Genomic DNA, 24109 nt, shown 5'->3' with positions numbered 1-24109 from the left:
GCCCGAGGGCTACTTCTGCGAGGGCGGCGGCGGAAAGCCCGGGAACCCGGGGATCAGCCCACCGGTCTGCTTCTGCATCTGCTCCTGCATCTGCATGAACAGGTTCTTCGACTGCTCGAGGTAGTTGCCCATCAGGCCCTGCATCACCGGCGCCTGGCCGCTCATGAACTGGGCCCACATCTCGGGCGTGAAGGCCTTGGGGTCGTACAGGCCGCGCGCCTGGTCGGCCAGCCGGGCCTGCATCTCGACGAAGGTCTGCAGGTTCTTCTCGAGGTACGAACCCATCATGCCCTGCATCGCATGGCCGTAGAACCGGATGATCTGCGCCAGCATGTTGGCGGTGAACATCGGCGCGCCGCCGGTCTCTTCCTCGAGGATGATCTGCAGCAGGATGCTGCGGGTCAGGTCGTCGCCGGTCTTGGCGTCGCGCACCTCGAACTCGGTGCCCTCGAGCACCATCTGCTTGACGTCGGCCAGCGTGATGTAGGTGCTCGCGCTGGTGTCGTACAGCCGCCGGTTCGGGTACTTCTTCAGCACCCGCGGTGCCGTCGCCTCGGCAGGAGCGGCGTCGGCGGCAGTGCGGCGGGCGGTGGACATGCGGCGGGACTCCTTGGGCAGGCGGGTTGTGCGCTGCGGACGTGGGTGGGATTGTGCGATTGCACAAAGATTCTAGGCGGCGCGATTTCGATACCCACCGGGGGATTGCACTGTCAGGGTCGGCCCGGGCGTTTCGTGGCCCCGCCTCAGGCCGGATAGCCCACCGTCTGCGACAGCAGGACGTGCTGGTCCAGCGGCAGGCCGAGCGCCCGCGCGATCGCCTCGCGGTCGATCCAGGCCCGCAGCACCGAACCCAGCCCGGCCGCCGCGCAATAGAGGTAGACGTTCTGCGCGATCGCGCCGGCCGCCACCCAGGCGAAGCCCTCGCGCTGCATCACCGCGACCTGGCTCATCCGGCCGTGGTCGGCCACGTAGACGAGGTCCAGCGGCGCGTCGTCGACGAAATCCTGGTAGCCCGTCACCCGGCGCACGTCCGCGGCGGCGACCAACTCCAGCGCGTGCGACGCCGGCTCGTAGGCGTAGGCGCCGTCCGGCAGCGCCACGATCAGCCGGATCTCGTTGGCTCCCATGGCCGACGGCGCCGTGCGCCCGCCGTGCGCGCGGTTGACCCCATCGGCCGCCCACAGCAGGTTGGCCAACTGCTGGCGGGGCAGCGGGTCGGTGCGGAACTCGCGCACCGAACGCCGCTCACCCAGGGCCTGCATCAAGGGGCATGGCTGGCTCCTCTCGGCGGCGGGCAGCGCAATGCGCCGTTCGGCATCGCCCAGCACCGGTTCGGGGCGCAAGGCGCCCATCGCGCCGAGCACCAACTTGGTCAGGGTACTCATGTCGATGCCTCCATCAAGGCCACGACCTCCTCGTCCGAGGTCTGGCCGAAATGCCGGTAGTGCGCGCCGACGGCCCCGAACCAGGCCGGTGCCTCCAGGCAGACCAGCTCGTCCACCTCGCCGCGCAGCCGCGGCAGCTCGGAGGCCGGGGCCACCGGCACCGCCAGGACCAGGCGCGCCGGCCCCTGTGCCTTCAGCGCCCGGATCGCCGCGCGCACCGTCGTGCCGGTCGCGATGCCGTCGTCGACGAGCAGCACCGTGCGGCCCTTGACCGGCAGCGGCGCCCGGCCCTTCAGGTAGAGCTGGCGCCGGCGCTCGATCTCGGCCAGCTGGCCGGGGACCTCGCCCATCACGTCCTCCCGCGTGGCGCCGCACATCGACATCGTCTCTTCGTCGAACTCGACCACCGGCTCGGCGCCGTCCGACACCGCGGCGATGGCGAGCTCGGGCTGGCCCGGCGCGCCGATCTTGCGCACCAGCAACAGGTCCAGCGGCGCCTTCAAGGCCTTCGCCACCTCGGCCGCCACGGGCACGCCGCCGCGCGGCAGCGCGAGCACCAGCGGGTCGGCGAAGTCGCGTGACTTCAGCGCCTCGGCCAGGCGCCGCCCGGCGTCGACCCGATCTCGGAACAGCTCGTTTCGCATGGCCCCACGATCGCGCAAGGCCCCAGGCCATGAACTGAGATTTCTCAAACGGGTGCCGCGGCACGGGGCAAAGAATCAACCGACTCTGCTGGAGGCTCCCTGATGAAATCCGACCTGATCCTGATCGCGAACAGCCGCGTCGCGCGCCTGTTCACCCGCGCCTCGGCCGATGAACCGCTGGTCCCACTGGCCACGCTCGAGCAACCGGACGCCCATCTGAAGCCCAGCGACGCCGGCGGCGACCGGCCGGGCCACGGCAGCAGCGACACCCGCCCCGGTGGCGTGGCCTTCGAGCCCAAGCTGGATCCGCAGCGCAAGGCCGACCTGAAGTTCGCCCACGTGGTGGCGAGCCGGCTCGATGAAGCGCTGGCCGGCGGCGACTGCGGTCGCCTGGTGCTGTTCGCTTCCAACCCCTTCCTCGGCGAGCTCAAGAGCGCACTCAGCGAAGCGGCCACGAAACACACCAGCTCGTCGATCAACCTCGACCTGACCAGCTTCGGCCTGGACGAGATCGAGCGCCGCGTCGCGAGCGCCCTGGCCGCCACCCACGCGCCGGGCCCCGGCGCCTGAGGCCTCGGCCAACCGGCCCGCCCGGAATGGCGAACGCGATGGCCGAGACCACCGACATCATTCGCAAGCCGGCGGCCGCGAAACCGGCCATCCTGGCTGACCCCGAAGCCGAACGCGGGCGCTTCCGCTGGAGCGACGCCCGCAGCGCCATCGAGACGGGCCTGCCGCCCGGCAGCCTGAACATGGCGCAGGTGATCGAGCGCCATGCCGCCGGCACCGCCGGCGAGCGGGTCGCGCTGCGCTGGCTCGGCAAGGCCGGTGCACGACGCGAGTTGCGCTACCGCGAGCTGGCCGATCAGAGCAGCCGCTTCGCCAACGTGCTTGCCGCGCTGGGCCTGGCGGCCGGCGAGCATGTGTTCCTGCTCAGCGGCCGGCTGCCCGAGCTCTATGTGGCGATGCTCGGCGCGCTCAAGCACCGCTGCGTCGTCACACCGCTGTTCTCGGCCTTCGGGCCCGAGCCCATCGCCACCCGCCTTCGCCTGGGCGGCGGCAAGCTGCTGCTGACGACCACGTCGCTGTACCGCAAGAAGGTGGCCCCGGTGCGCGCCGGGCTGCCGCAGCTCGAGCACGTGCTGCTGTTGCGCGACGACGAGGCGCCGCTGCCCGAAGGCACGCAGGATCTGCAAGCCCTGCTCGACGCGGCCGATGCCGCCTACGCCATTCCGCCCACCGACGCCCAGACGCCCGCCCTGCTGCACTTCACCAGCGGCACCACGGGCCAGCCCAAGGGGGCGCTGCACGTGCACGAGGCCATCGTCGCCCATGTCGCCACGGCCCGCATGGCGCTGGACCTGCGGCCGGACGACGTGTTCTGGTGCACGGCCGACCCCGGCTGGGTCACCGGCACCTCCTACGGCATCCTCGCGCCGCTGGCGATCGGCGCGACGCTGGTCGTCGACGAGGCCGAGTTCGAGGCCGAACGCTGGTACGCCACGCTGCAGCGCGAGTGCGTCAGCGTCTGGTACACCGCGCCGACGGCGGTGCGCATGATGATGCGCGGCGGCTCGCAGGCTGCCCGCGCCCACGCCTGCCCCGACCTGCGCTTCATCGCCAGCGTCGGCGAGCCGCTGAACCCGCAGGCGGTGCGCTGGGGCATCGAGGCCTTCGGCCTGCCGATCCACGACAACTGGTGGCAGACCGAGACCGGCGGCATCATGATCGCCAACTGCGCGGCGATGGACATCCGCCCCGGCTCGATGGGCCGCCCGCTGCCCGGCATCGAGGCGGCCATCGTGCAGCGCCAGCCGGACGGCAGCGTCCGGCTCGTCGACGACCCGGCCGTCGAGGGCGAGCTCGCGCTGAAGAAGGGCTGGCCGTCGATGTTCCGCGCCTACCTCAACGACGAGGCCCGATACGCCAAGTGCTTCGCGGGCGACTGGTATCTGAGCGGCGACCTGGCGCGGCGCGACGCCGACGGCTACTACTGGTTCGTCGGCCGGGCCGACGACATGATCAAGTCCAGCGGCCACTTCATCGGCCCGTTCGAGGTCGAATCGGCGCTGATGGAGCACCCGGCCGTGCACGAGGCCGGTGTGATCGGCAAGCCCGAGCCGGTGATCGGCGAGATCGTCAAGGCCTTTGTCGCGCTCAAGCCCGGCGTGGAGCCGACCGAGGCGCTCAAGCGCGAGTTGCTCGGCTTTGCCCGCCAGCGCCTGGGCGCCGCGGTCGCCCCGAAGGAGATCGCTTTCGCCGAGCACCTGCCCAAGACCCGCAGCGGCAAGATCATGCGCCGCCTGCTGCGCGCCCGAGAGCTCGGCCTGCCCGAGGGCGACACCTCGACTCTGGAACCGTCGTGAAGCCGGACGCCAGCGAATCCAGGCGCCTGTTGTGGCAGATGCTGCGCATCCGCCGCTTCGAGGAAGCCTGCGCCGAGCTCTACGGCGCCGGCAAGATTCGCGGCTTCTTGCACCTGTACATCGGCGAGGAGGCCATCGCCGCCGGCGCGATGCCCGAGTTGCGGCCCGAAGACAGCGTGCTCGCCACCTACCGTGAACATGGCCACGCGCTGGCCCGCGGCGTGCCGATGGGGGCCGTGATGGCCGAGATGTTCGGCAAGCGCGAGGGCTGCAGCGGTGGCCGTGGCGGCTCGATGCACTTGTTCGACGCCAGCCGGCGCTTCTTCGGCGGCAATGCCATCGTGGCCGGCGCGTTGCCCATGGCCGCGGGCTTCGCGCTGGCGGAGCGTCTGCGCCACACCGACCGCATCGCGGCCTGCTTCTTCGGCGAGGGCGCCGTGGCCGAAGGCGAGTTCCACGAGACGGCCAACCTCGCCGCGCTGTGGCGGCTGCCGCTGCTGCTGCTGTGCGAGAACAACCTCTACGCGATGGGCACCGCGCTGGCCCGATCGGAGGCCGAGACCGATCTGTGCGCCAAGGCGCGCAGCCACGGGCTCGGTGCCCTGTCGGTCGACGGCATGAACATCGGCGCGGTGCGCGACGCGATGCGCCACGCCGTGGCCCATGTGCGCAGCGGCGAGGGGCCGATGTTCGTCGAGTTCCGCACCTACCGCTTCCGCGCCCACTCGATGTTCGACCCCGAGCTGTACCGGCCCCGCTCCGAAGTCGAGCACTGGAAGCAGCACTGCCCGATCGCGGCCTTCGAAGCGCACCTGAAGGCGCTCGGGATCGAGATCGACGTGCCGGCGATCGAGCGGGAGATCGCCGACGAGCTCGCCGCCGCAGTGGCTTTTGCCGAGGCTGGGACCTGGGAGCCCGTCGAGCATCTAATGGACGGTGTCGTCGCTGCCCCGGCACCCACCCCAGGAGTCCCCTCATGAGCCGAATCCTGATCGTCTACTACTCGCGCAGCGGCTACACGCAGCGCGCCGCCGAAGCGCTGGCCGAGCGCCTGGACGCGAGCTTGCTGCCCATCGAGGAGGCACGCTCGCGCCGCGGCATCTTCGGCTATTGGCGCTCGGCGTGGGAGGCGCTGCGGCGCATCGACGCCGACATCGCCCTGCCCGCCACCAACCCGGCGGATTTCGACCTGGTGCTGATCGGCACACCGGTGTGGGCCTCGCGCCCCTCGTCGCCGGCCCGCACCTTCGCCGGGCGGCACCGCGGGCGCATCAAGCGCGCCGCGCTGTTCTGCACGCTGGGCGGTTCGGGCGCCGAGGCCGCGCTGGCCGAGTTGCAGCAGGTGCTCGGCCGGGCTCCGCTGGCGACGCTGGCGGTGACCGACCGCGAGCTCGATTCCGGCGCCGCCGGGGCCAAGCTCGACGCCTTTGCCGCCACGCTGCGCGCGAACCTCGCGCCGCCTGCCGGGCTGAGAAGAGCCGCATGAGCCAGAAGGTACGCCTATGAGCCTGGCACGCACGACCTACCGCGACGCCCTGCGCGCCGGCCTGCGCGCGGCGCTGCTGGGCGACGAGCGCGTCTTCCTGCTGGGCGAGGACGTCGGCCGCTACGGCGGCACCTACGCGGTCAGCAAGGGCCTGCTGGAGGAGTTCGGCGAGGAGCGCGTGCGCGACACGCCGCTGTCGGAATCGGCCTTCGTCGGCTGCGGCATCGGCGCGGCGATCAACGGCATGAAGCCCATCGTCGAGGTGATGACGGTGAACTTCAGCCTGCTGGCGCTGGACCAGATCGTCAACAACGCGGCCACGCTGCGCCACATGTCGGGCGGCCAGGTGGGCGTGCCGGTCGTGATCCGCATGACCACCGGCGCCGGACGGCAGCTCGCGGCGCAGCACTCGCACAGCCTCGAGGCGTGGTACGCCCACGTGCCGGGCCTGCGCGTGCTGGCGCCGGCCACGCTGGAGGATGCGCGCGGCATGCTGCTGGCGGCCCTGCGCTGCGACGACCCGGTGGTGATCTTCGAGCACGCGCTGCTGCTGAACGCCGAGGGCGAGCTGGCCGGCGAGCCCGCGCCGGTGGACATCGACCATGCCGCCGTGCGCCGCGCGGGCCGCGACATCAGCCTCATCACCTTCGGCGGCTCGCTGCCGCGCTGCCTGGCGGCGGCCGAGGCGCTCGCTGCCGAGGGCATCGAAGCCGAGGGCATCGAAGCCGAGGTGCTGGACTTGCGGGTGCTGCGCCCGCTGGATGTGCCCGCCATTGCCGCCAGCGTGGGCCGCACGCGGCGCGCCGTGGTCGTCGACGAAGGCTGGAAGACCGGCAGCCTGGCCGGCGAGATCATCGCCACCATCGTCGAGCAGGGCTTCTACGAGCTCGATGCGCCGCTGGCCCGGGTGTGCAGCGCCGAGGTGCCCATTCCCTACCCCAAGCACCTGGAGGACGCCGCGCTGCCCAACGTGCCGCGCATCGTCGCGGCGGTGCACGAGGTGCTGGGCCGATGATCGAGCTGCGCCTGCCCTCCTTCGGCGCCGACATGGACGACGCCGAGTTCGTGCGCTGGAACGTCGAGCCGGGCCAGGCCGTGAAGCGCGGCGACATCGCCTGCGTGGTCGAGACGCAGAAAGGCGCGATCGACGTCGAGGTCTGGCAGGACGGCACCGTGGCGAAACTCGTCGCCGAACCGGGCCAGCGCCTGCCGGTGGGCCACACGCTGGCCTGGCTGGCCGACGCCGCGGAGGATTGGCACGCGGTGGCTCGCCAGGCCGAGGCCACCGCGCCGGCGGCGGCTGTGCCGGCCACTGCATCCGCGCCGGCGACGGCGCCCGCGCTGCGCATCTCGCCCGCGGCGCGCCGCCGGGCCGCCGAGCTCGGTGTCGATCTGGACACGCTGGCGGCCAACGCGGGCGCCCCGCTCACGCTGGCCGATATCGAGCAAGCCGCTGGCCCGCGGGCGGCGCCGGTGGCGGGCGAAAGCGGCATGCGCGCCGCGATCGCCGCCGCAATGGCCCGCTCCAAGCGCGAGATCCCGCATTACTACCTCGGCTGCGAGACTCTGGTCGAGCCTGCGCTGAGGGCGCTGGAGGGTTTCAACACCGGCCGTGCGCTGGCCGACCGCGTGCTGTTCGCGGCCCTGGCGCTGCGCGCCATCGCGCTGTCGCTGCGCGAGGCGCCGGAGCTGAACGGCCGCTTCGTCGGCGGGCGCTTCGAGCCCTCGGCCTCGGTGCACCTGGGCGTCGTCACCGCGTTGCGCAGCGGCGGCTTGGTCGTGCCCACCGTCCACGATGCCGATCGCCTGCCGCTGCCCGAGCTGATGCAGGCCCTGCGCGAGGCGCTGACGCGCGCGCGCACCGGCCAGCTGCGCAGCTCGGACCTGGCCGACTCCACCGCCACCGTCACCAACCTGGGCGAGCTGGGCACCGACATGGTCTACGGCGTGATCTACCCGCCGCAGGTCGCACTGATCGGCCTGGGCCGCGTCGCCTCGCGCCCGGTGGTGCAGGACGGCGCGGTCATCGCGGCACGCACCGTGCACCTGTCGCTCGCCGCCGACCACCGCGCCAGCGACGGCCTGATCGGCGCGCGCTTCCTCGCCGCGGTGCAGCGGCGCCTCGCACAGCCTGACCTGCCGTGAAACGGCCCCCACGCTTCCTTCCGGTCAGCCGCACCGTGGAGCACTGAACATGAACGACCGTGAGAGCGTCCGGCAAGCGGTGATCGAAGCGGTGCTCGCCATCGCCCCCGAGGCCGATTTCGCCACCGTCGACCCGGCGCGCTCGCTGCGCGCGCAGCTCGACCTCGATTCCTTCGATTTCCTGAACCTGCTGATCGCGCTGCACGAGCGCCTGGGTGTCGAGGTGCCCGAGGCCGACTACGGCCGCGTCGATTCGCTCGATGCGCTGGTCGTCTATCTGGCGGACAAGCGCGGCCGGAGCTGAGCCATGCCCTGGACGGCCGAGCGCTACCCCGTCTCGATGCGCCATCTGCCGCTGCTGGTGCGCGACAAGGCGATCGAGATCGCCAACGCCCTGCTCGCCGAAGGCATGGACGAAGGCAAGGCGATTCGCATCGCGATCGCCAAGGCCAAGGAATGGGCCGCGCACCACCACCCCGACCTCGACCTGCCGGACGAGGACGGCTGGGCATGACGCCGGACGGGCCGCCCGCCGCCGAGCCGCTGGACCCCGTCGACGCCGCCTGGCTGCACATCGACGGCCCGGCCAACCCGGCGGTGGTGATCGGCGTGTCGATCACCCGCACGCCCGTCGACTTCACCCGCCTGCGGGCGCTCGTGCGGCGCCGCCTGCTGAGCTTTCCGCGCTTTCGCCAGCGCGTCGTCGAGCATGGCCTGCTGCTGCCCGAGCCCGCCTGGGAAGAAGTGCCCGACTTCGACCTCGACGCGCACCTGCACCACGCCGCCCTGCCCGCACCGCGCAACCAGGCCGCGCTGCGCACCTTGCTCGACGAACTGGCCAGCACCCCGCTGGACCGCAGCCGCCCGCTGTGGCAGATGGTCCTTGTCGAGCGGGTCGGCCGCGGCAGCGCCCTGGTGCTGCGCTACCACCACTGCCTGGGCGACGGCCGGGCCATGATGACCGTCGGCGCGCGCCTGTTCGACATGCCCGCCGCCGCGCGCCCGGTGGCTCCGCCGCGCCGCGAGCGCCAGGCACCGCCGGGCCTGGCGGACAAGGCCGCGCTGGCGCTGCGCGGCGGCGCGACGCTCGTCGCCGACCTGCTGAAGTGGCCGGACCCGCCGTCGCCGTTCAAGGGCGAGTTCGGCCTGGCCAAGCGCGTGGCCTGGTCGAAGCCCCTGCCGCTGGCCGACACCAGGGCCATCGGTGCCGCGCACGGCGCCAAGCTCAACGACGTGCTGGTCGCGGCCGTGGCCGGCGCGCTGCGCGGCTACCTGCACCACCGCGGCGCCGCGCTCACCGGCCGCACGCTGCGCGCAATGGTGCCGGTCGACCTTCGGCCGCCCGAGCATGCCGACCGGCTGGGCAACGAGTTCGGCCTCGTGATCCTCGATCTGCCGGTCGACACACCCCGCGCCGCGCAGCGCCTCGCGCTGACCCGCGAGCGGATGGAAGCGCTGAAACACTCGGCCGAGCCGCTGGCGATGTGGCTGCTGTTCGACATCTTCGGCCGCGGCCCCAAGGCCGTGCAGGACGTGGCGAGCCTGCTGTTCGCGAGCAAGACCAGCGTCGTGATGACCAACGTGATCGGCCCGAGCGCGCCGGTCAAGCTGGCGGGTGCCGAGGTCGAGCGCCTGCTGTTCTGCGTGCCGCACCCAGGCACCGAGGTCGGCATGGGCCTGAGCATCCTCAGCTACGCCGGCCAGGTCACGCTGGGCGTGATCGCCGATGCGCGGCTGGTGCCCGACCCCGAGGCGATCGCGCGCGGCTTCGAGCGCGAGTTCGCCGCACTCGGGCGCTGCCGGCCGATCACAGGTCCATGAAGCCCGACACCGTGCAGTGCCGCTTGCCGGCCTGCTTGCCGCGGTACATCGCGGCGTCGGCCTGCTCGAGCAGCTTGCCCGCCGTCTCCGCATGGTCGGGGAAGCCGGCCAGGCCGATGCAGGCCGAGATGACGATGCGCTCCTGGCGCACCGCGTAGGGCCGCGACAGGCGATCGATCAGGGTCTGCGCCACCGGCATGGCTTCGTGCGGGGACATGCCGTCGAGCAGCACGGCGAATTCGTCGCCGCCCAGGCGAGCCACCGGGTCGGAAGCTCGCACGCCGTCGCGCAGGCGCTGCGCGAAGGCATGGAGCAGTTCGTCGCCGACGGCGTGGCCGTGCAGGTCGTTGACCGGCTTGAAGTCGTCGATGTCGATGAAGCACAGCGTCAGCCGGCCGCCCCCGCGCCGGGCATCGGCCAGGCGTGCCTCGATCTCGATGCCGAAGCGTGCGCGGTTCAGCAGGCCCGTCAAGGCGTCGTGGCTGGCCGCGTGGGCCAGGCGCTGGCTGCGCGCGCGCATCGCCTCGCGACCTCGCGTGGCCTCGTCACGCTCGGCCGTGCGCGCGCTCAGCAACCCGGCGGCCCGCGTCAGCGCCGCGCCGACCGCGTCGACCTCGGCCAGCCCCTGCGCCTGCACGGCCACCGGTGCGCCTTCGCCCAGCGCCGCGGCCGGCGGGATCAGCGCAGCGATCGAGCGCTCGATCCGGTCCGCCATGCGGCGCGAAGCGTACACGGCGATCAGCAGCAGGCTCAGGCTGATGACCAGCAGCCCCACCACCCACGGGCCCAGGGCCGCAAGCAGCGTGGCCTGCGGCATGCCGACGACCACCGTCCAGCCGGACATCGGTGAGCGCACATAGGCGGCGAACACCGGCACGCCGTCGAGCATGTCGCCGTCGATGACGCCCTCGGGCGCGTGCGCCATCGCCTCGCGCAGCGCGGGCAAGGCCGGCCGACCGCTGACGGTTCCGGCCTGGCCGGTGCGCATGACGACCATGCCGGCGCCGTCGACGATCGATGCGAACGCCTCGCCGGCCAGCGGCGCCGAGGCCAATGGCGCCGCCAGCCGCTCGGGCCGGAAGGCCAGCGCCAGGTAGTACGGAATTCGCTCGTCCTCGTGCACCGGCACCGCCACGGCCAGCAGCGGCCGCCGGGCCGCCGCGCCGAGGTACAGATCCGATGCGACGGGCTTGTCGGCCGCGATCGCGTCCATCAGGCGTGCCGGACTGTCCGCCTCGGGCGCCGCGGTCCCTTCGGCCCGCAGCGTGTTCAGGGCCTGGCGGTTGTCGGCGCTGGTCACGACGATGTGGCTGCCATCCTGCTGGGACAGCACCTGCAGGGCCTGGGCACGGAAGCGGGCCCAGTCCTGCGACACGATGGCCGGCGAGGTCGCCAGGCCCTGCAGCGCCGCCACCGCCCGGCCGAGTTCGGCGTCGGTCGCCAGGCTCAGCGCGCGCGCATCGGCCCGGGCATGGGCGACGAGACTGGCCTGGCTCTCCCGGTACACCGCGACGATTGCCGCGGCCGCGGCCAGCGACACCGGCACGATGCACACGAGTACCAAGCGCAGCAGCTTGGCGCGCACCGTCGGCGCCGGGCGCAGGCGGCAACTCCGACTCGCTCGCCGCCACCCCGAGTCTGCATTCATCTTCGGCGTCGGCTCGGCCGCGCTGGACTGCCCCTGCGGTTCGGGCACGCTGTTTGCGCTCATCACGGCGACGATTTCCTTCCCAACGACGGGTGTTCTTTTGACTCTAGGCACGGTACCCGGTCGTGGCTTGATCGCACGCAAGCGAGTCTGGTCGTGCGTGCAAAGAATGCAACCAGCCGTTTTGCCCGGGAGCGAGACATGGGCCCTGCCCGATACCCACAACACCATCACCGATATGGCGGCCGCCTGCTGATCATCGGCTTCGGCTCGATCGGCCAGGGCGTGCTGCCGCTGCTGCTGCGCCACATCGAGATGCCACCCGAGCAGTTGCTGGTGCTGTCGCGCCGCGGCGACCCGAGCGGCATCGCGCGCGCCCACGGCGTGGTGGCCGAGGCGGTCGAGCTGACGCCGGCGAATCTGCGCCAGGAACTGCAGCGCCGCATCGGCGCGAGCGACTTCGTGCTGAACCTGTCGGTCAACGTCAGCAGCCTCGCGCTGATCGCCCTGTGCCGGGAACTGGGCGCGCTGTACCTCGACACCTGCGTCGAGCCCTGGGACGGCGGCTACACCGACACCCGCCTGCAAGTGGCCGGGCGCACCAATTACGCCTTTCGCGAGCAGGCGCTGGCCCTGCGCGCGCCAGGCAACGAGGGGCCCACCGCGCTGCTCGCCCATGGCGCCAACCCGGGCATGGTGTCCTACCTCGTCAAGCAGGCCCTGATCGACCTGGCGCGCGACGTGGGTGCGCCGGTCGCCGCGCCGACCCGGCGCGACGGCTGGGCCGCGCTCGCCGAGGGCCTGGGCGTGCGCGTGATCCACATCGCCGAGCGCGACTGGCAGGTGGCCGCGCCCGGCCAGCCGCCGCGCCGGCCCGGCGAGTTCCTCAACACCTGGTCGGTCGAGGGTTTCGTCGACGAGGCCTGCCACCAGCCGGCCGAACTCGGCTGGGGCACCCACGAGCGCGAATGGCCGGCCGACGCCCGCCGCCACGACAGCGGCTGCCAGGCCGCGATCTACCTGAACCGGCCGGGCGCCGCCACCCGGGTGCGCAGCTGGACGCCGCTGGCCGGGCCGCAGCAGGCCTTTCTGGTGACGCACGCCGAATCGATCTCGATCGCCGACCACCTGACGCTCGGCGACGCGGCGGCGCCGCGCTACCGGCCCACCGTGCACTACGCCTACCGGCCCTGCGACGACGCCGTGCTGTCGTTGGCCGACGCAGCCGCCCGCGAGTGGCGCCTCGGCGAAGGGGAACGGGTGCTGAAGGACGAGATCGAACCCGCCGGTAGGGACGAATTGGGCGTGCTGCTCATGGGGCACGCCAAAGGCGCATACTGGCTCGGTTCGCGCCTTTCGACGGCCGACGCACGGGCCCTGTGCCCGCACAACAGCGCAACCAGCTTGCAGGTGACCGCCGCGGTGATGGCCGGCGTGGTCTGGGCGATGCGCCATCCCGCCGCCGGCATCGTGGAAGCAGACGACCTGCCTTTCGCGCAGATGCTGGATCTCATGCAGCCGTACCTGGGCGACCTGGTCGGCGCCTATAGCGACTGGACGCCGCTGGTTGGCCGGGCTTGGCTGTTCGACGAGGAACTCGACCGGGAAGACCCCTGGCAGTTCCGCAATTTCCGCGTCGCTTGAATTGACGCTTCGCAAGCATGCCGGCCGCCACCCGCGCATAAATAGCACCCACGTTCGGGACCGCCGATCGATTGAAGGAGACAAGGACCATGCAAGACCTGCTGTTGACGCCCAAACGGGTCCAGATCGGGCCACAGGCGCTCGATGGCGACCTGATCGTCCCGCCGCAGGCCCGCGGGCTGGTGGTCTTCGCGCATGGCAGCGGCAGTTCGCGCCGCAGCCCGCGCAACCAGCAGGTGGCCCGGGCACTGAACGACGAAGACCTCGCCACCCTGCTGTTCGACCTGCTGCTGCCGGCCGAGGCCGAGGACCGGCGCAACGTATTCGACATCGAGCTGCTCGGCCAGCGCATCGTCGAGGCGATCGACTGGCTCGACCGCCGCCCCGCGCTGGCCAACCTGCCGCTGGGGCTGTTCGGCGCCAGCACCGGCGCGGCCGCTGCCCTGTTCGGCGCGGCCGAGCGGCCCAAGCGCGTCAAGGCGGTCGTCTCGCGCGGCGGCCGGCCCGACCTGGCCAAGGATGCGCTGCGCCGCGTCACCGCGCCGACGCTGCTGATCGTCGGCGGCGCCGACGCCGAGGTGCTCGCCTTGAACCGCGAAGCGCTCACCCAATTGCGCAAGCCCAGCGAGCTGGCCGTCGTGCCGGGCGCTACCCACTTGTTCGAGGAAAGCGGCGCGCTGGAGCGCGTGACCCAACTCGCGGGGCGCTGGTTCACCACCCACCTCGCCGCTGCCGCCAAGGAGACTCGCCGTGGCTGAGCGACTGCACTTCCACCACGGTCTGCTGCACCAGCACTCGCAGGTGCTGGATTTCGTCCAGTCCGACCATGGCGCGCTGGCCGACCAGCTGCGACGCTGCGCGGGGCCGCACAACCGCCGAGAGAGCCTGCGCCACGTGGTGCTGGTCGGCCTGGCCTTCCTGCACAAGCACCTGGTGACCACGGCGCTGTTGCTGGTGCTGCTGGCGGCAGCCTCTTCGCTGGCCGCCTGACGGCACGCTCGCGGTCTCAGCGCCCCACGGCACCGATCGGCGTGCCCAGCGCGCCGACCGGCTGGTCGGCGCCGGCCGGCACCAGCACCCCCAGCGTCACGCCGTCGGCCAGCGACGCCAGCTCGACCCAGGTGCCCCGCTGCAGCGGCAGCACGCCGCCCGGCAACACCGGCGCGCGTTGCAGCAGCACTTGCAGGCGGCGGCCCTGGATCCGCAAATCCACCCGCGCCTGCGGCCAATCCGGCGGCAGGCAGGGTGAGACGCGCAGGCCGCCCGGGCGCTGCTCGAGGCCCAGGATGGCTTCGACGGCGGCGCGCCAGATCCAGGCCGCCGAGCCGCTGTACCAACTCCAGCCGCCGCGGCCCTCGTAGGGCGGCGCGGCGTAGATGTCGCCCGGCATCACGTAGGGCTCGAGCCGGTAGCGGCGCTGTTCGGCCTCGCTGCGCGCACGGTGGGCCGGGCTCAGCATCGCGAGGTACTCGGCCACCTTCGCTTCATGGCCCAGCCGGGCCTGCGCGATCAGGGCCCAGGCCGCGGCGTGCGAATACTGGCCGCCGTTCTCGCGCACGCCCGGCGGGTAGGACTGGATGTAGCCGGCGTGGTCTTCCGAGCGCTGCAGCGGCGGGTCGAGCAGGCGGATCAGGCCATGCGTGCGGTCCACCAGCTGCGCATCGGCCGCGGCCATGGCTTGCGCCGCCTGGGCGTCGCCCGGCGGCCGCACGAACACCGCCCAGGCCTGGGCGATCAGGTCGATGCGGCACTCGGTGTTGAGCTGCGAGCCCAGCGGCTGGCCGTTGTCGAAGTAGGCGCGGCGGAACCATTCGCCGTCCCAGGCCGAATCGCGCATCGCGCGTTCCAGCGCCGCCTCGGATGCGGCCCAGTGCCCCGCGCGCTGGTGGTCGCCGCGCGCCTCGGCCAGGCGCTGCCACGGCGGCAGGATGGCCAGCAGGAACCAGCCGACCCAGACCGACTCGCCCTGCCCGCCGTGGCCGACGCGGTTCATGCCGTCGTTCCAGTCGCCGCTGCCCATCAGCGGCAGGCCGTGCGCCCCGAAGCGCAGCGCGTGGTCGATGGCCCGCGCGGCGTGCTCGTACAGCGTCGCCGTCTGGGCGCTGGTGCTCGGCACGTAGTAGGCATCTTCCGCGCCCTCGGGCACCGGCGGGCCGTCGAGGAACGGCAGCTCGGTGTCGAGCAGCCCGCCGTCGCCGAGCGATGCGAGGTGGTGCTGCACCGCGAACGGCAGCCACAGCAGGTCGTCGCTGAAATGGGTGCGCACGCCGGCGCCGGTGGGCGCGTGCCACCAGTGCTGCACGTCGCCCTCGGGGAACTGCCGCGTCGCGTGCAGCAGGATCTGCTCGCGCAGGGCCGCCGGCTCGCCCCAGGCCAGCGCGAGCGCGTCCTGCAGCTGGTCGCGAAAACCGGTGGCGCCACTGACCTGGTAGAAGCCCGCCTTGGCCCACATGCGGCAGCCGACCGACTGGTACAGCCACCAGCGGTTGACCATGGCGTCGAACAGCGGATCGGGCGTGTGCACCTGGATCGCGCCGAGCCGTTCGTCCCACGCCGCGGCGGCCTGGTCGGCCAGGCCTGCCAGCGCGCCGGGCACCGCCATGCGCCGCGCCAGCGCCAGCGCCGCCTCGCGGCCCGGCGCGTAGCCGATGACCCAGTAGACATCGATGTGCTGGCCGACGGCGAGCGTCGCCACCGCATCGAGCGCGCCGCACGGGTCCAGCCCGAAGCCACTGGCACCCTGCAGGCGCTCGGCCACGTCCAGCCCGCCGTGGGCATCGAAGAACTCGCTGCGCGCGCAGGTCCAGCGCTGCACCGGCAGCCCGTGCAGCATCAGGAAGGCCGCGCCCTCGCCGAAGCCGCCCTGGTGCTCGAGCTGGCGCGCGAGCACGGCCTGTGCGTCGTGCACGTACTCGGTGGCCAGCGTCATGCGCTCGCGCCGCTGTGCCCCCAGCACCCACTCCACCAGGCCGAGCAGGCGCAGGCGGCGCGTTTCGCCGCCGAGGTTGCCCAGGCGCAGGTGCAGGCACTTCACCGCCTCCGTCGGGTGCACGGCCAGCCGCGCCTGCACGCTCAGGCGCTGCCGCTCGTGCGTGAATTCGCTGACGCCCTGCGTGTGCCGCACCCGGTAGCCGGCGCTGCCGTTGCGGTCGAGTGTCGGCAGGGCGCCGAACCACGGGGCGGCGCCGACGCCGTGGGTGGTGTCCTGCAGCAGGAAGTGCTCGCCCGGCGGGTCCAGCAGCGGGTCGTTGCTCCAGGGCGTGAGCTGGTTCATGCGGCTGTTGCCGGCCCAGGTGAATCCGCCGCCGGATTCGGTGACCAGGCAGCCGAAGTCCTTGTTGGCGATCACGTTGGCCCAGGGGCGCGGCGTGACGTGGGCGGCGTCGATGTCGATCTCGAAGCGGCGGCCGCCGTCGGCAAGGCGGCTCGGCGCCAGCGCGTCGGGCCAAGGCGCGGGCCGGCGCGGCGCGGAGGCCAGACGCGAAGCGGTCTCGTCGGCCGTGGCCAGCGCCAGCAGGCGCGGCAGCGGCCTCCCGTCGGTCACCAGATCGAGCCGGGCCACCGCGTGCAGTGCCGCGGCCTCGGCCGGCGAGATGTCGGGCTGGCGCAGCACGACGACCGAGCCGCGCTCGGGCTGCACGATGCGCCCGCCATCCAGGCTGTGGCGCAGGCTGGCGATCTGGTCCTGCAGCGGCATCAGGTACGAGGCCGGCTCGCCGTTGACGATCACCAGATCGATCGCCAGGCCGGCCAGCTCCCACAGCCGCAGTGCGGCCAGCAGCGCGCGCACGGCGGGCAGGCCCTGCGCGGCGCCGATGCGCGCCACGATGATCGGCCGGTCCCCCGAGACGCCGAAGCGCCACAGCGCGCGCCGGTCCAGCGCCAGTGCCGGTGGCGCGCGGCGGTGCGAACGGTTCATCACCACCAGCGTGGCCATGTCCTGCGTCGCATGCAGGTCGGCGGCGACCAGGCGCAGCTCCCGCTGGCGGATGCGCGCCAGCGCCGCGGCCATGCGGCGCGACCGCGCGACGTGCACGTCCTGGCGGTACTCGTCCATCCAGCTCAGCAGCGTGTCGGCGTCGGGCGCGGCGGCGGTGGCGAAGGTCAGCGTGGTACGCGCCCGTGGCGCGATGCTCACGCACACCGTCAGCGATGCCACGGGGTCCAGCCCGGTGTCGAGCCGGCCGTCGGCCAGCGGCCGGGTCGGCGGGCCGCCGTGCAACTGGTCGAGCCGGCCGCCGCGCGGCAACAGGGCCTCGCGGTCGCAGCACACCGCCACCGCCTCGGGCTCCACGTCGCAGGCACCGAGGAAATGCGCGACCCACAGGCCCTGCTCGCCCGGCAGGCGTGGCCGACGCTCGAGCAGCGCGGCGCGCGGGTCCAGCGCATGGGCCTGCACGAACAGGTTGGCGAAGGCCGGGTGCGACTCGTCGGCCGCCTGCGGGCTCAGCGCCGCCTCGAACCAGCTCACCAGCTCGACCGTCACGCTGGCGTCGGACAGGTTGTGCAGCGTGACCTGGCGGAATTCGACATCCTCGTCGGCGCTGACCCACACCGCCGTCTCGGCCTCGAAGGCATCGCAGCGGCGGTGGAACTCGACGTGGTCGGCGAAGAAGCGCGTCAGGTAGCTGGCACCGGGGCGCGGGCACGGCGCCTGGGTCAAGGATTCGAAAGCCGCGCGGCCCGGGCAGCGCAGCATCAGCCAGCTGCCGTAGGCATCGCGCAGCAGGTCGTCGCGGGCGCGGCTGATCGCGTGGCCACGCCAGCGGCTCTGCCCGGCGCCATTGGGCCGCAAGGCGACGCTGTAGCTGCCGTTGCCCAGCCAATGCGTGGGCGGCAGCGCCAGCGGCATGGCCAGCCCGAACTCTCGCACCACGGTGGCGGCCTCCTCGGCCGGCGGCGGCGGCTCGCGCGACAGGATCGGCTCCTGCAGCACGATCTCGCGCGGCATGCGCTCGTGCAGCAGGCGGGCGTGCGCGCGCACCAGCGGCGCGCGGCCGAACCAGCCGCGCGGTGCGCCGTCGCACAGCAAGTCGGTCAGCGCGACCAGGCTCATGCCCTGGTGGTGCGCCATGAACGTCGCCACGCGCTGCGGCGCCCCGCCCTCGCCGGCGCGCGAGCGCGAGAAGTCCAGCGCCTCGATGAAGCCGTGGCGTTCCCGGCCGCCATGGCGCTCGATGCTGCGCAGGTTGGCCAGCGCCGCCGGCGGATCGACCAGCAGCGCGAGCGCGGTGGCGTAAGGCGCGATCACCCGGTCTTCGGGCGGCGTGCGGCGCAGCGCGAGTGCCGGCACGCCGAAGGGCGAGTACTGGAAGGCCAGCGTGTGGTCCTGCGCGAAGTAGGCGCATTCGGAAACCCCCCAGGGCACGCCGTGGCGCTCGCCGAAGGCGCGCTGGGCCTGCACCGCGACGCGTTCCATGCGCCGCAGCAGGCCGCCGCTGGGCTCCTCCATCAGCAGCGCCGGCATCAGGTACTCGAACATCGAGCCGGACCAGGAGCGCAGCGCCGGGTCGCCGCGGCAGGCGACGAAGGGCCGGCCGAGCGACTCCCAGTGGCGGCGCGAGACGTCGCCCTTGGCGATTGCGACGAAGCTGGTCAGCCGCGATTCGGAGGCCAGCAGGTCGTAGTAGGCCGGGTCCAGCGTCGCGTCGTCGTGCCGGTAGCCGATGTGGAACAGGCGGCGCTTGCGGTCGTAGAGGAAGCGGAAGTCCATCGCGCCGGCCAGCGCATCGGCGCGGGCGGCGCGTTCGGCCCACGCTTGACCGCCCTCTTCACGGCACGCCTGGGCCAGGGCCCACAGCGCGCCGGCGAGGTTGCCGCTGTCGACCGCCGACACATAGGCCGGCGGCAACGTCTGCAGCGTCTCGGTATCGATCCAGTTGTAGAAGTGGCCACGGTGGCGCGGCAGGCGCTCCAGCGTGGCGAGCGTGCGGTCGACGCGCGCGCCGAGCTCGGCCACGTCGATGAAGCCGAAACGCCGTGCGCACAGGGCGCTCAGCAGGTAGAAGCCGATGTTCGTCGGCGAGGTGCGGCGCGCGAGCATGGGCTGCGGCTCGAGCTGCAGGTTGTCGGGCGGCAGCTCGTGGTCTTCGGCCGTCACGCAGTCGGCGAAGTAGCTCCAGGTGTCGCGCGCCACGCCGAGCAGGTACTCGCGGTCGGCCCCGCTCAGCGCATCGCGCGGCGCGCGGCGCAGCGGCTGCGCGCTGGCCCACAGCCACAACGGTGTCGCGGCCCACAGCAGGCCGGCACCCAGCAGCCAGCCGCGCGCCGCGCCCGGCACCATCCAGCCCAGCGCCACCCAGGCCACGGCCGTCAGCGTCACCCCGGCGTGCCGGCGGCAGAAGCCGGCCAGGTCGCGGCGCGACAAGGCCTGGGCCTGTGCCGCGGTCGTCCATTGCAGCAGGCCATGGCGGCTGACCGCCATGCGCCACAGCGCGCGCACGATCGCGTCGAGCTGCAAGGCGGCCGCGTACAGCAGCGTGGCGATGTGCCACAGCGCGCCGGCGGCCGCCCGCCCGAGTTCGCGCCCGGCCTCGCGGGCCAGGTGGCCCCAGGCGAGGTGGCCACGCCCGGGCGCGAGCCCGGCCACGGCGCCGACCATCGGCCCGAGGCCATAGGCCGCCAGCACCAGCGCGACCGCCACGCCCGGCCCGACGACCCCCGTCGTGAAGGCCAGCCACAGCAGCGCCACGCAGGCCGGCGCGAGCAGGCTGCGGCGCAGGTTGTCCAGCACCTTCCAGACGTTCACCGCGCCCACGCCGCCGCGCAGCACGGCGCCGAGGAAGGCCAGCAGCTGCCAGTCGCCGCGCGTCCAGCGGTGCACGCGCGAGGCGGCGACCTCGGGGTGCATCGGGTGGCTCTCCAGCACGACGACGTCGCTGAGGAAGGCGCAGCGGGCCCACAGGCCCTCGAACAGGTCATGGCTGAGCAGCTTGCCGGGGGCGACCCGGCCCTCCAGCACGTCGTGCACCGCATGCACGTCGAACAGGCCCTTGCCGACGAAGCTGCCCTCGCCGAACACGTCCTGGTAGACCTCGGAGCTGCCGCCGTTGTACGCGTCGGTGCCCCACGGCGCCGCGAACAGCCAGCCGTAGGCGGTGATCTCGCTGGCGGCCGGGAACGGCATCGCCACGCGCGGCTGCAGGATCCCGTAGCCGCTGACCACGCGGCGGCTACGTTCGTCGATGCGCGGGTGGTTCAGCGGGTGGGCCGCGATCGCCACCATCTCGCGCAGCGCGCCGGGCGGCAGCTCGGTGTCAGCGTCGAGCACGACCGCGTAACGCACGCCGATGGGCGGGCGTGACAGCAGCCCCAGATCGACGAAGGGAGACGGGTCATCCCCGTCAGCCGCCAGCAACGCGAGCAGCTGCTCGATCTTGCCGCGCTTGCGCTCCCAGCCCATCCAGACGCCTTCGCTCTCGCTCCAGCTGCGCTGCCGGTGCAGCAGCAGGAAGCGCGGGCCGGCGTCGGGGCCGGCGTACTGGCGGTTCAGGCGCTCGATGCCGGCGCGCGCCGCATCGAGCAAGGGCGCGTCTTCCGCCAGCGTGGCCGCGCGCGCGTCGACCCAGTCGCTCAGCAGCACGAACGAGGTCTCGGCTTCCGGGTTCGCCAGGTGGTGCTGCGTCAGCCGGTCGACCAGCGATTCGACGGTGGCCGCCGAGCTGAGCAGGCAGGGCACGACGACCAGCGTGCGGTGCCCGGGCAGCAGGCCATCGTCCAGCGCCAGACGCGGCAGGCGCTGCACGCGCACGGCCTCGGTCAGCACGCGGTGAACCAGCGCGACCACGCACTCCAGCACCGGGATCACCATCAGCACCAGCGCGGCGACGCCCAGCGCACCGAGCGGCTGCTGCCCCTGCAGCAGCCAGGCCAGCAGCGCGGCCGCGCCCATCGCCAGCGTGGTGCCGTACAGCGTGGTGCGCCAGCGGCCCCACCACTGAGTGACCGCCTCTTCGGCCGCCTCGGCCGGTGCGCCCAGCATGGCCACCAGCGCCTGTCGGCCGGCGCCGATCGTCCAGTGCGCCGGGCCGTGCGAGGGATCCGCGGCGTCCGCCTCGCACAGCTGCAGCACCTTGCGCGCCACCTCCAGCTCGGGCCGGCGCAGGCGGCGCGCCAGCCGCTCGATCGCATGCGTGGTCTGGTCGCGCGTCAGCTCGCTGTCGGCCAGGAAAGCCGGCGCACGCGCCAGCACCTGCAGCACCGGGCTGACCTGGGCCACCAGCTCGACCCAGTCCAGGTTGTTGATCTTGCGCAGCGCCGTCACCGCGTTGCCGACACTGACGTTGTCGGCCGCCTGGGCCTCCTGCGCCGCGGCGAGCAGCGCGCTGGGGTCGTGCACCTTGTCATCCAGCCAGGCTGCGAAGCGCGAGGGCTCGGCGCCCGGGCCAGGCGGCTCCTGGCTGCGCAGGCGCTGGACCAGCTGCGACAGGAAGACCAGGCGCACGCCACGCTCGTCGACCCGTTGGAACATGGCGTCGAGCTGCGCCAGCGGCAGCGTCGACTCCCGGTCGCAGCACCAGTTGGCCGCCTCGCGCGCGGCCTTGGCGGTGGCCACGTCCTCGGCGAGCCGGCCGAGGTTCTCGAGCAGCACGACGCGCAGCGTGCTTGGCAGCGCCCAAAGCTCGCCGAGCGTGAGCTGGTCGATCTCCTGGTAGGCCTTGAGGAAGTGCGCGAGCAGCGCGGCGTCGAAGTTGGCGTCGGTGTGGGCGACGTAGGCCCAGGCGATGCCGTAGACGCGCGGCAGCCCGGCCAGCGGCGGCGTGCGCAGCTTGGGCAGCTGCGCGTAGTAGCCGCGCGGCATGCCGCTGCGGATGTCGGGCAACTGGGCCTCGATCAGGTGGAAGTTGTCGAGCAGCCATTCGGCCGCGGGGCTGAGCGCGTCGCCTTCGTGCTCGAGCAACTCGAGGTAGCGCCGGGTGCGCTCGAGCATGCGCACGTTGGACTCGAGCCGCGGGAAGAAGCGCGGGGCGCGCACGCGGCGCCGCCAGGCCCGCCGCCGCTCGACGGGCTGCGCCTGCGCCAGGCTGATGCCATGCTGGCGAAAGCGCTCCAGGCCGAAGAGCACCGAGCGCACGGGAGCCGGCAACGGCCCGCGCCGCGGGTCGATGAAGTGCTGGGCCTCTCGTCGCAAGGGGCTGCCTGGGTTCACCACGCTCTCCTGTCGGGAATGCCGGCGGCCGGCGGGGCGCTGATTCGCGACGATCGCCCCATCGCGGCACGCCGGCCTTGATCAGCAGCAATCGCGGGCATCCCGCCTGGCGCAGGCTGCGCCGCCGCGGTACGGCACGACCGTGCATACCTGCCCAACTTGGAACGCGCGCTCAGGGTCAACCCGCGGCCAATCGCCCGATTCTGGTCCTTTTGCGGTGACAGCGCGACCGATCGGGGCTGGCACGCCGCTGGCACCAGGCAACCCGCAGCCTCTTTCGCTGTGACACGCAGGGCACCGTGCCCTGATTCCCTGGAGACACGCATGGACATGCTCGAACCCGGCCGTTTCGGCTTCCCCGTCAGCTTCAAGAAGCGCTACGGCAACTACATCAACGGCCAGTGGGTCGCCCCGGCCGGCAATGAGTATTTCGAGAACATCACCCCCGTCACCGGCAAGGCCTTCTGCGAGATCCCGCGCTCGACCGCGGCCGACGTCGAGCGCGCGCTGGATGCCGCCCACGCCGCCAAGGCCGCCTGGGGCAAGACCTCGACCACCGAGCGGGCCAACATCCTTAACCGCATCGCCGACCGGATGGAGCAGAACCTGGAGCTGCTCGCCACCGCCGAGACCTGGGACAACGGCAAGCCGATCCGCGAGACGATGGCCGCCGACCTGCCGCTGGCCGTCGACCACTTCCGCTACTTCGCGGCCTGCGTGCGCGCCCAGGAAGGCACCATCGGCGAAGTCGACCACGAGACCATGGCCTACCACCTGCATGAGCCGCTGGGCGTGGTCGGCCAGATCATCCCGTGGAACTTCCCGCTGCTGATGGCCGCCTGGAAGGTCGCGCCGGCGCTGGCGGCCGGCAACTGCATCGTGCTCAAGCCCGCCGAGCAGACGCCGGTGTCGATCCTGGTGCTGATGGAAGTCGTCGGCGACCTGCTGCCGCCCGGCGTGCTCAATGTCGTCAACGGCTTCGGCCTCGAGGCCGGCAAGCCGCTGGCGAGCAGCTCGCGCATCGCCAAGATCGCCTTCACCGGCGAGACGGGCACGGGCCGCCTGATCATGCAGTACGCCAGCCAGAACCTGATCCCCGTCACGCTGGAGCTGGGCGGCAAGTCGCCCAACATCTTCTTCGCCGACGTGATGGAAGCGGACGACGACTTCTTCGACAAGACCCTGGAAGGCTTCACCATGTTCGCGCTCAACCAGGGCGAAGTCTGCACCTGTCCCTCGCGGGCGCTGGTGCAGGAGTCGATCTACGACAAGTTCATGGAGCGGGCGGTGGCCCGGACCAGGCAGATCGTCGAGGGGAATCCGCTCGACCCCAAGACGATGATCGGCGCCCAGGCCTCCAACGACCAGCTCGAGAAGATCCTGAGCTACATCGACATCGGGAAGAAGGAGGGGGCAAAGCTGCTGACCGGTGGCGCCCGCCGGGTGCACCCGGGTGAGCTCAAGGACGGGTATTACGTCCAGCCCACGATCTTCGAGGGCCACAACCGGATGCGGATCTTCCAGGAGGAGATCTTCGGGCCGGTGGTGTCGGTGACGAAGTTCAAGACCGCCGACGACGCGCTCGCCATCGCCAACGACACGCTCTACGGGCTGGGGGCCGGGGTCTGGAGCCGGGACGCGAATACCTGCTACCGGATGGGCCGGGCCATCAAGGCGGGACGGGTGTGGACCAACTGCTATCACGCCTACCCGGCGCACGCCGCGTTCGGCGGATACAAGCAGTCGGGCATGGGACGCGAGACCCACAAGATGATGCTGGATCACTACCAGCAGACCAAGAACCTGCTGGTCAGCTACAGCC

General features: G+C 72.4%; 18 protein-coding genes. 13 read left to right on the top strand and 5 right to left on the bottom strand.

Annotated features, from left to right (window positions below; genetic code table 11):
• Positions 1 to 9 precede the first annotated feature (9 nt).
• The 3 genes from phaR to VJ693_RS13560 form a co-directional block, all read right to left on the bottom strand.
• The gene (gene phaR, locus VJ693_RS13570) at positions 10 to 597 is read right to left on the bottom strand and encodes a polyhydroxyalkanoate synthesis repressor PhaR (RefSeq protein ID WP_324154912.1); all 588 of its coding nucleotides are present in this window, start codon (positions 595 to 597) and stop codon (positions 10 to 12) included.
• Between the two features lie 146 nt (positions 598 to 743).
• A complete protein-coding gene (locus VJ693_RS13565) occupies positions 744 to 1385 on the bottom strand; it encodes a nitroreductase family protein (protein WP_324154910.1) in 642 nt (213 codons plus the stop codon).
• Positions 1382 to 2029, bottom strand: coding sequence for a phosphoribosyltransferase (locus VJ693_RS13560; RefSeq protein ID WP_324154908.1), 648 nt, complete (start codon positions 2027 to 2029; stop codon positions 1382 to 1384). The genes VJ693_RS13565 and VJ693_RS13560 overlap by 4 nt, the downstream gene beginning before the upstream one ends.
• Before the next feature lie 102 nt (positions 2030 to 2131).
• Between VJ693_RS13560 and VJ693_RS13555 the strand changes: the two genes are divergently transcribed.
• Genes VJ693_RS13555 through VJ693_RS13515 form a run of 9 tightly spaced genes read left to right on the top strand, consistent with a single transcriptional unit; the run spans position 2132 to position 9847 of the window.
• Entirely contained in the window at positions 2132 to 2599 is a 468-nt protein-coding gene (locus tag VJ693_RS13555; protein WP_324154906.1) for a host attachment protein, read from the top strand.
• 38 nt (positions 2600 to 2637) lie between these two features.
• Entirely contained in the window at positions 2638 to 4395 is a 1758-nt protein-coding gene (gene acsA / locus VJ693_RS13550; protein ID WP_324154904.1) for an acetate--CoA ligase, read from the top strand.
• The gene (gene pdhA / locus VJ693_RS13545) at positions 4392 to 5375 is read left to right on the top strand and encodes a pyruvate dehydrogenase (acetyl-transferring) E1 component subunit alpha (RefSeq protein WP_324154902.1); all 984 of its coding nucleotides are present in this window, start codon (positions 4392 to 4394) and stop codon (positions 5373 to 5375) included. The genes acsA and pdhA overlap by 4 nt, the downstream gene beginning before the upstream one ends.
• Positions 5372 to 5881 (top strand): flavodoxin family protein, encoded by a 510-nt coding sequence (locus VJ693_RS13540; RefSeq protein ID WP_324154900.1) that lies wholly within the window; start codon positions 5372 to 5374, stop codon positions 5879 to 5881. The genes pdhA and VJ693_RS13540 overlap by 4 nt, the downstream gene beginning before the upstream one ends.
• 16 nt (positions 5882 to 5897) lie before the next feature.
• Complete coding sequence (locus tag VJ693_RS13535) at positions 5898 to 6896, top strand: alpha-ketoacid dehydrogenase subunit beta (protein WP_324154898.1); 999 nt, start codon at positions 5898 to 5900, stop codon at positions 6894 to 6896.
• Positions 6893 to 8026 (top strand): dihydrolipoamide acetyltransferase family protein, encoded by a 1134-nt coding sequence (locus VJ693_RS13530; protein ID WP_324154896.1) that lies wholly within the window; start codon positions 6893 to 6895, stop codon positions 8024 to 8026. The genes VJ693_RS13535 and VJ693_RS13530 overlap by 4 nt, the downstream gene beginning before the upstream one ends.
• A 49-nt stretch (positions 8027 to 8075) precedes the next feature.
• Positions 8076 to 8330: an acyl carrier protein gene (locus VJ693_RS13525; protein ID WP_324154894.1), complete on the top strand. Its 255-nt coding sequence runs from the start codon at positions 8076 to 8078 to the stop codon at positions 8328 to 8330.
• A gap of 3 nt (positions 8331 to 8333) precedes the next feature.
• The gene (locus tag VJ693_RS13520; RefSeq protein ID WP_324154892.1) at positions 8334 to 8540 is read left to right on the top strand and encodes a hypothetical protein; all 207 of its coding nucleotides are present in this window, start codon (positions 8334 to 8336) and stop codon (positions 8538 to 8540) included.
• The gene (locus tag VJ693_RS13515; protein ID WP_324154890.1) at positions 8537 to 9847 is read left to right on the top strand and encodes a wax ester/triacylglycerol synthase domain-containing protein; all 1311 of its coding nucleotides are present in this window, start codon (positions 8537 to 8539) and stop codon (positions 9845 to 9847) included. The genes VJ693_RS13520 and VJ693_RS13515 overlap by 4 nt, the downstream gene beginning before the upstream one ends.
• On the opposite strand, the gene VJ693_RS13510 is transcribed toward VJ693_RS13515, so the two are convergent.
• The gene (locus VJ693_RS13510; RefSeq protein ID WP_324154888.1) at positions 9834 to 11432 is read right to left on the bottom strand and encodes a GGDEF domain-containing protein; all 1599 of its coding nucleotides are present in this window, start codon (positions 11430 to 11432) and stop codon (positions 9834 to 9836) included. The genes VJ693_RS13515 and VJ693_RS13510 overlap by 14 nt on opposite strands.
• A gap of 264 nt (positions 11433 to 11696) precedes the next feature.
• Here VJ693_RS13510 and VJ693_RS13505 point away from each other — a divergent pair, with 264 nt between their 5' ends.
• The 3 genes from VJ693_RS13505 (at position 11697) to VJ693_RS13495 (ending at position 14129) form a co-directional block, all read left to right on the top strand.
• Positions 11697 to 13139 carry a homospermidine synthase gene (locus VJ693_RS13505; RefSeq protein ID WP_324154886.1) on the top strand — a complete coding sequence of 481 codons (1443 nt, stop codon included), beginning with the start codon at positions 11697 to 11699 and terminating at the stop codon, positions 13137 to 13139.
• A 98-nt stretch (positions 13140 to 13237) separates the two neighbouring features.
• A complete protein-coding gene (locus tag VJ693_RS13500) occupies positions 13238 to 13897 on the top strand; it encodes a dienelactone hydrolase family protein (RefSeq protein WP_414652281.1) in 660 nt (219 codons plus the stop codon).
• Positions 13890 to 14129 (top strand): hypothetical protein, encoded by a 240-nt coding sequence (locus VJ693_RS13495; RefSeq protein WP_324154882.1) that lies wholly within the window; start codon positions 13890 to 13892, stop codon positions 14127 to 14129. The genes VJ693_RS13500 and VJ693_RS13495 overlap by 8 nt, the downstream gene beginning before the upstream one ends.
• A 16-nt stretch (positions 14130 to 14145) precedes the next feature.
• Here the strand turns inward: VJ693_RS13495 and VJ693_RS13490 are convergent, their stop codons facing one another.
• Positions 14146 to 22287 (bottom strand): GH36-type glycosyl hydrolase domain-containing protein, encoded by an 8142-nt coding sequence (locus tag VJ693_RS13490; RefSeq protein WP_324154881.1) that lies wholly within the window; start codon positions 22285 to 22287, stop codon positions 14146 to 14148.
• A 324-nt stretch (positions 22288 to 22611) separates the two neighbouring features.
• Between VJ693_RS13490 and adh the strand changes: the two genes are divergently transcribed.
• On the top strand, positions 22612 to 24109 hold a 1498-nt coding region (gene adh / locus VJ693_RS13485; RefSeq protein ID WP_324154879.1), incomplete at its 3' end, for an aldehyde dehydrogenase.

It is taken from the genome of Ideonella sp. (assembly GCF_035254525.1).
GTDB lineage: Bacteria > Pseudomonadota > Gammaproteobacteria > Burkholderiales > Burkholderiaceae_C > Ideonella.
This window is presented reverse-complemented; position numbering and strand designations above follow the sequence as displayed.

Coding starts and splice junctions, on each gene's coding strand:
- phaR (WP_324154912.1), bottom strand. CDS start 597: ATGTCCACCGCCCGCCGCACTGCCGCCGACGCCGCTCCTGCCGAGGCG.
- VJ693_RS13520 (WP_324154892.1), top strand. CDS start 8,334: ATGCCCTGGACGGCCGAGCGCTACCCCGTCTCGATGCGCCATCTGCCG.
- VJ693_RS13540 (WP_324154900.1), top strand. CDS start 5,372: ATGAGCCGAATCCTGATCGTCTACTACTCGCGCAGCGGCTACACGCAG.
- VJ693_RS13530 (WP_324154896.1), top strand. CDS start 6,893: ATGATCGAGCTGCGCCTGCCCTCCTTCGGCGCCGACATGGACGACGCC.
- acsA (WP_324154904.1), top strand. CDS start 2,638: ATGGCCGAGACCACCGACATCATTCGCAAGCCGGCGGCCGCGAAACCG.
- VJ693_RS13555 (WP_324154906.1), top strand. CDS start 2,132: ATGAAATCCGACCTGATCCTGATCGCGAACAGCCGCGTCGCGCGCCTG.
- VJ693_RS13525 (WP_324154894.1), top strand. CDS start 8,076: ATGAACGACCGTGAGAGCGTCCGGCAAGCGGTGATCGAAGCGGTGCTC.
- VJ693_RS13515 (WP_324154890.1), top strand. CDS start 8,537: ATGACGCCGGACGGGCCGCCCGCCGCCGAGCCGCTGGACCCCGTCGAC.
- VJ693_RS13565 (WP_324154910.1), bottom strand. CDS start 1,385: ATGAGTACCCTGACCAAGTTGGTGCTCGGCGCGATGGGCGCCTTGCGC.
- VJ693_RS13505 (WP_324154886.1), top strand. CDS start 11,697: ATGGGCCCTGCCCGATACCCACAACACCATCACCGATATGGCGGCCGC.
- VJ693_RS13535 (WP_324154898.1), top strand. CDS start 5,898: ATGAGCCTGGCACGCACGACCTACCGCGACGCCCTGCGCGCCGGCCTG.
- VJ693_RS13560 (WP_324154908.1), bottom strand. CDS start 2,029: ATGCGAAACGAGCTGTTCCGAGATCGGGTCGACGCCGGGCGGCGCCTG.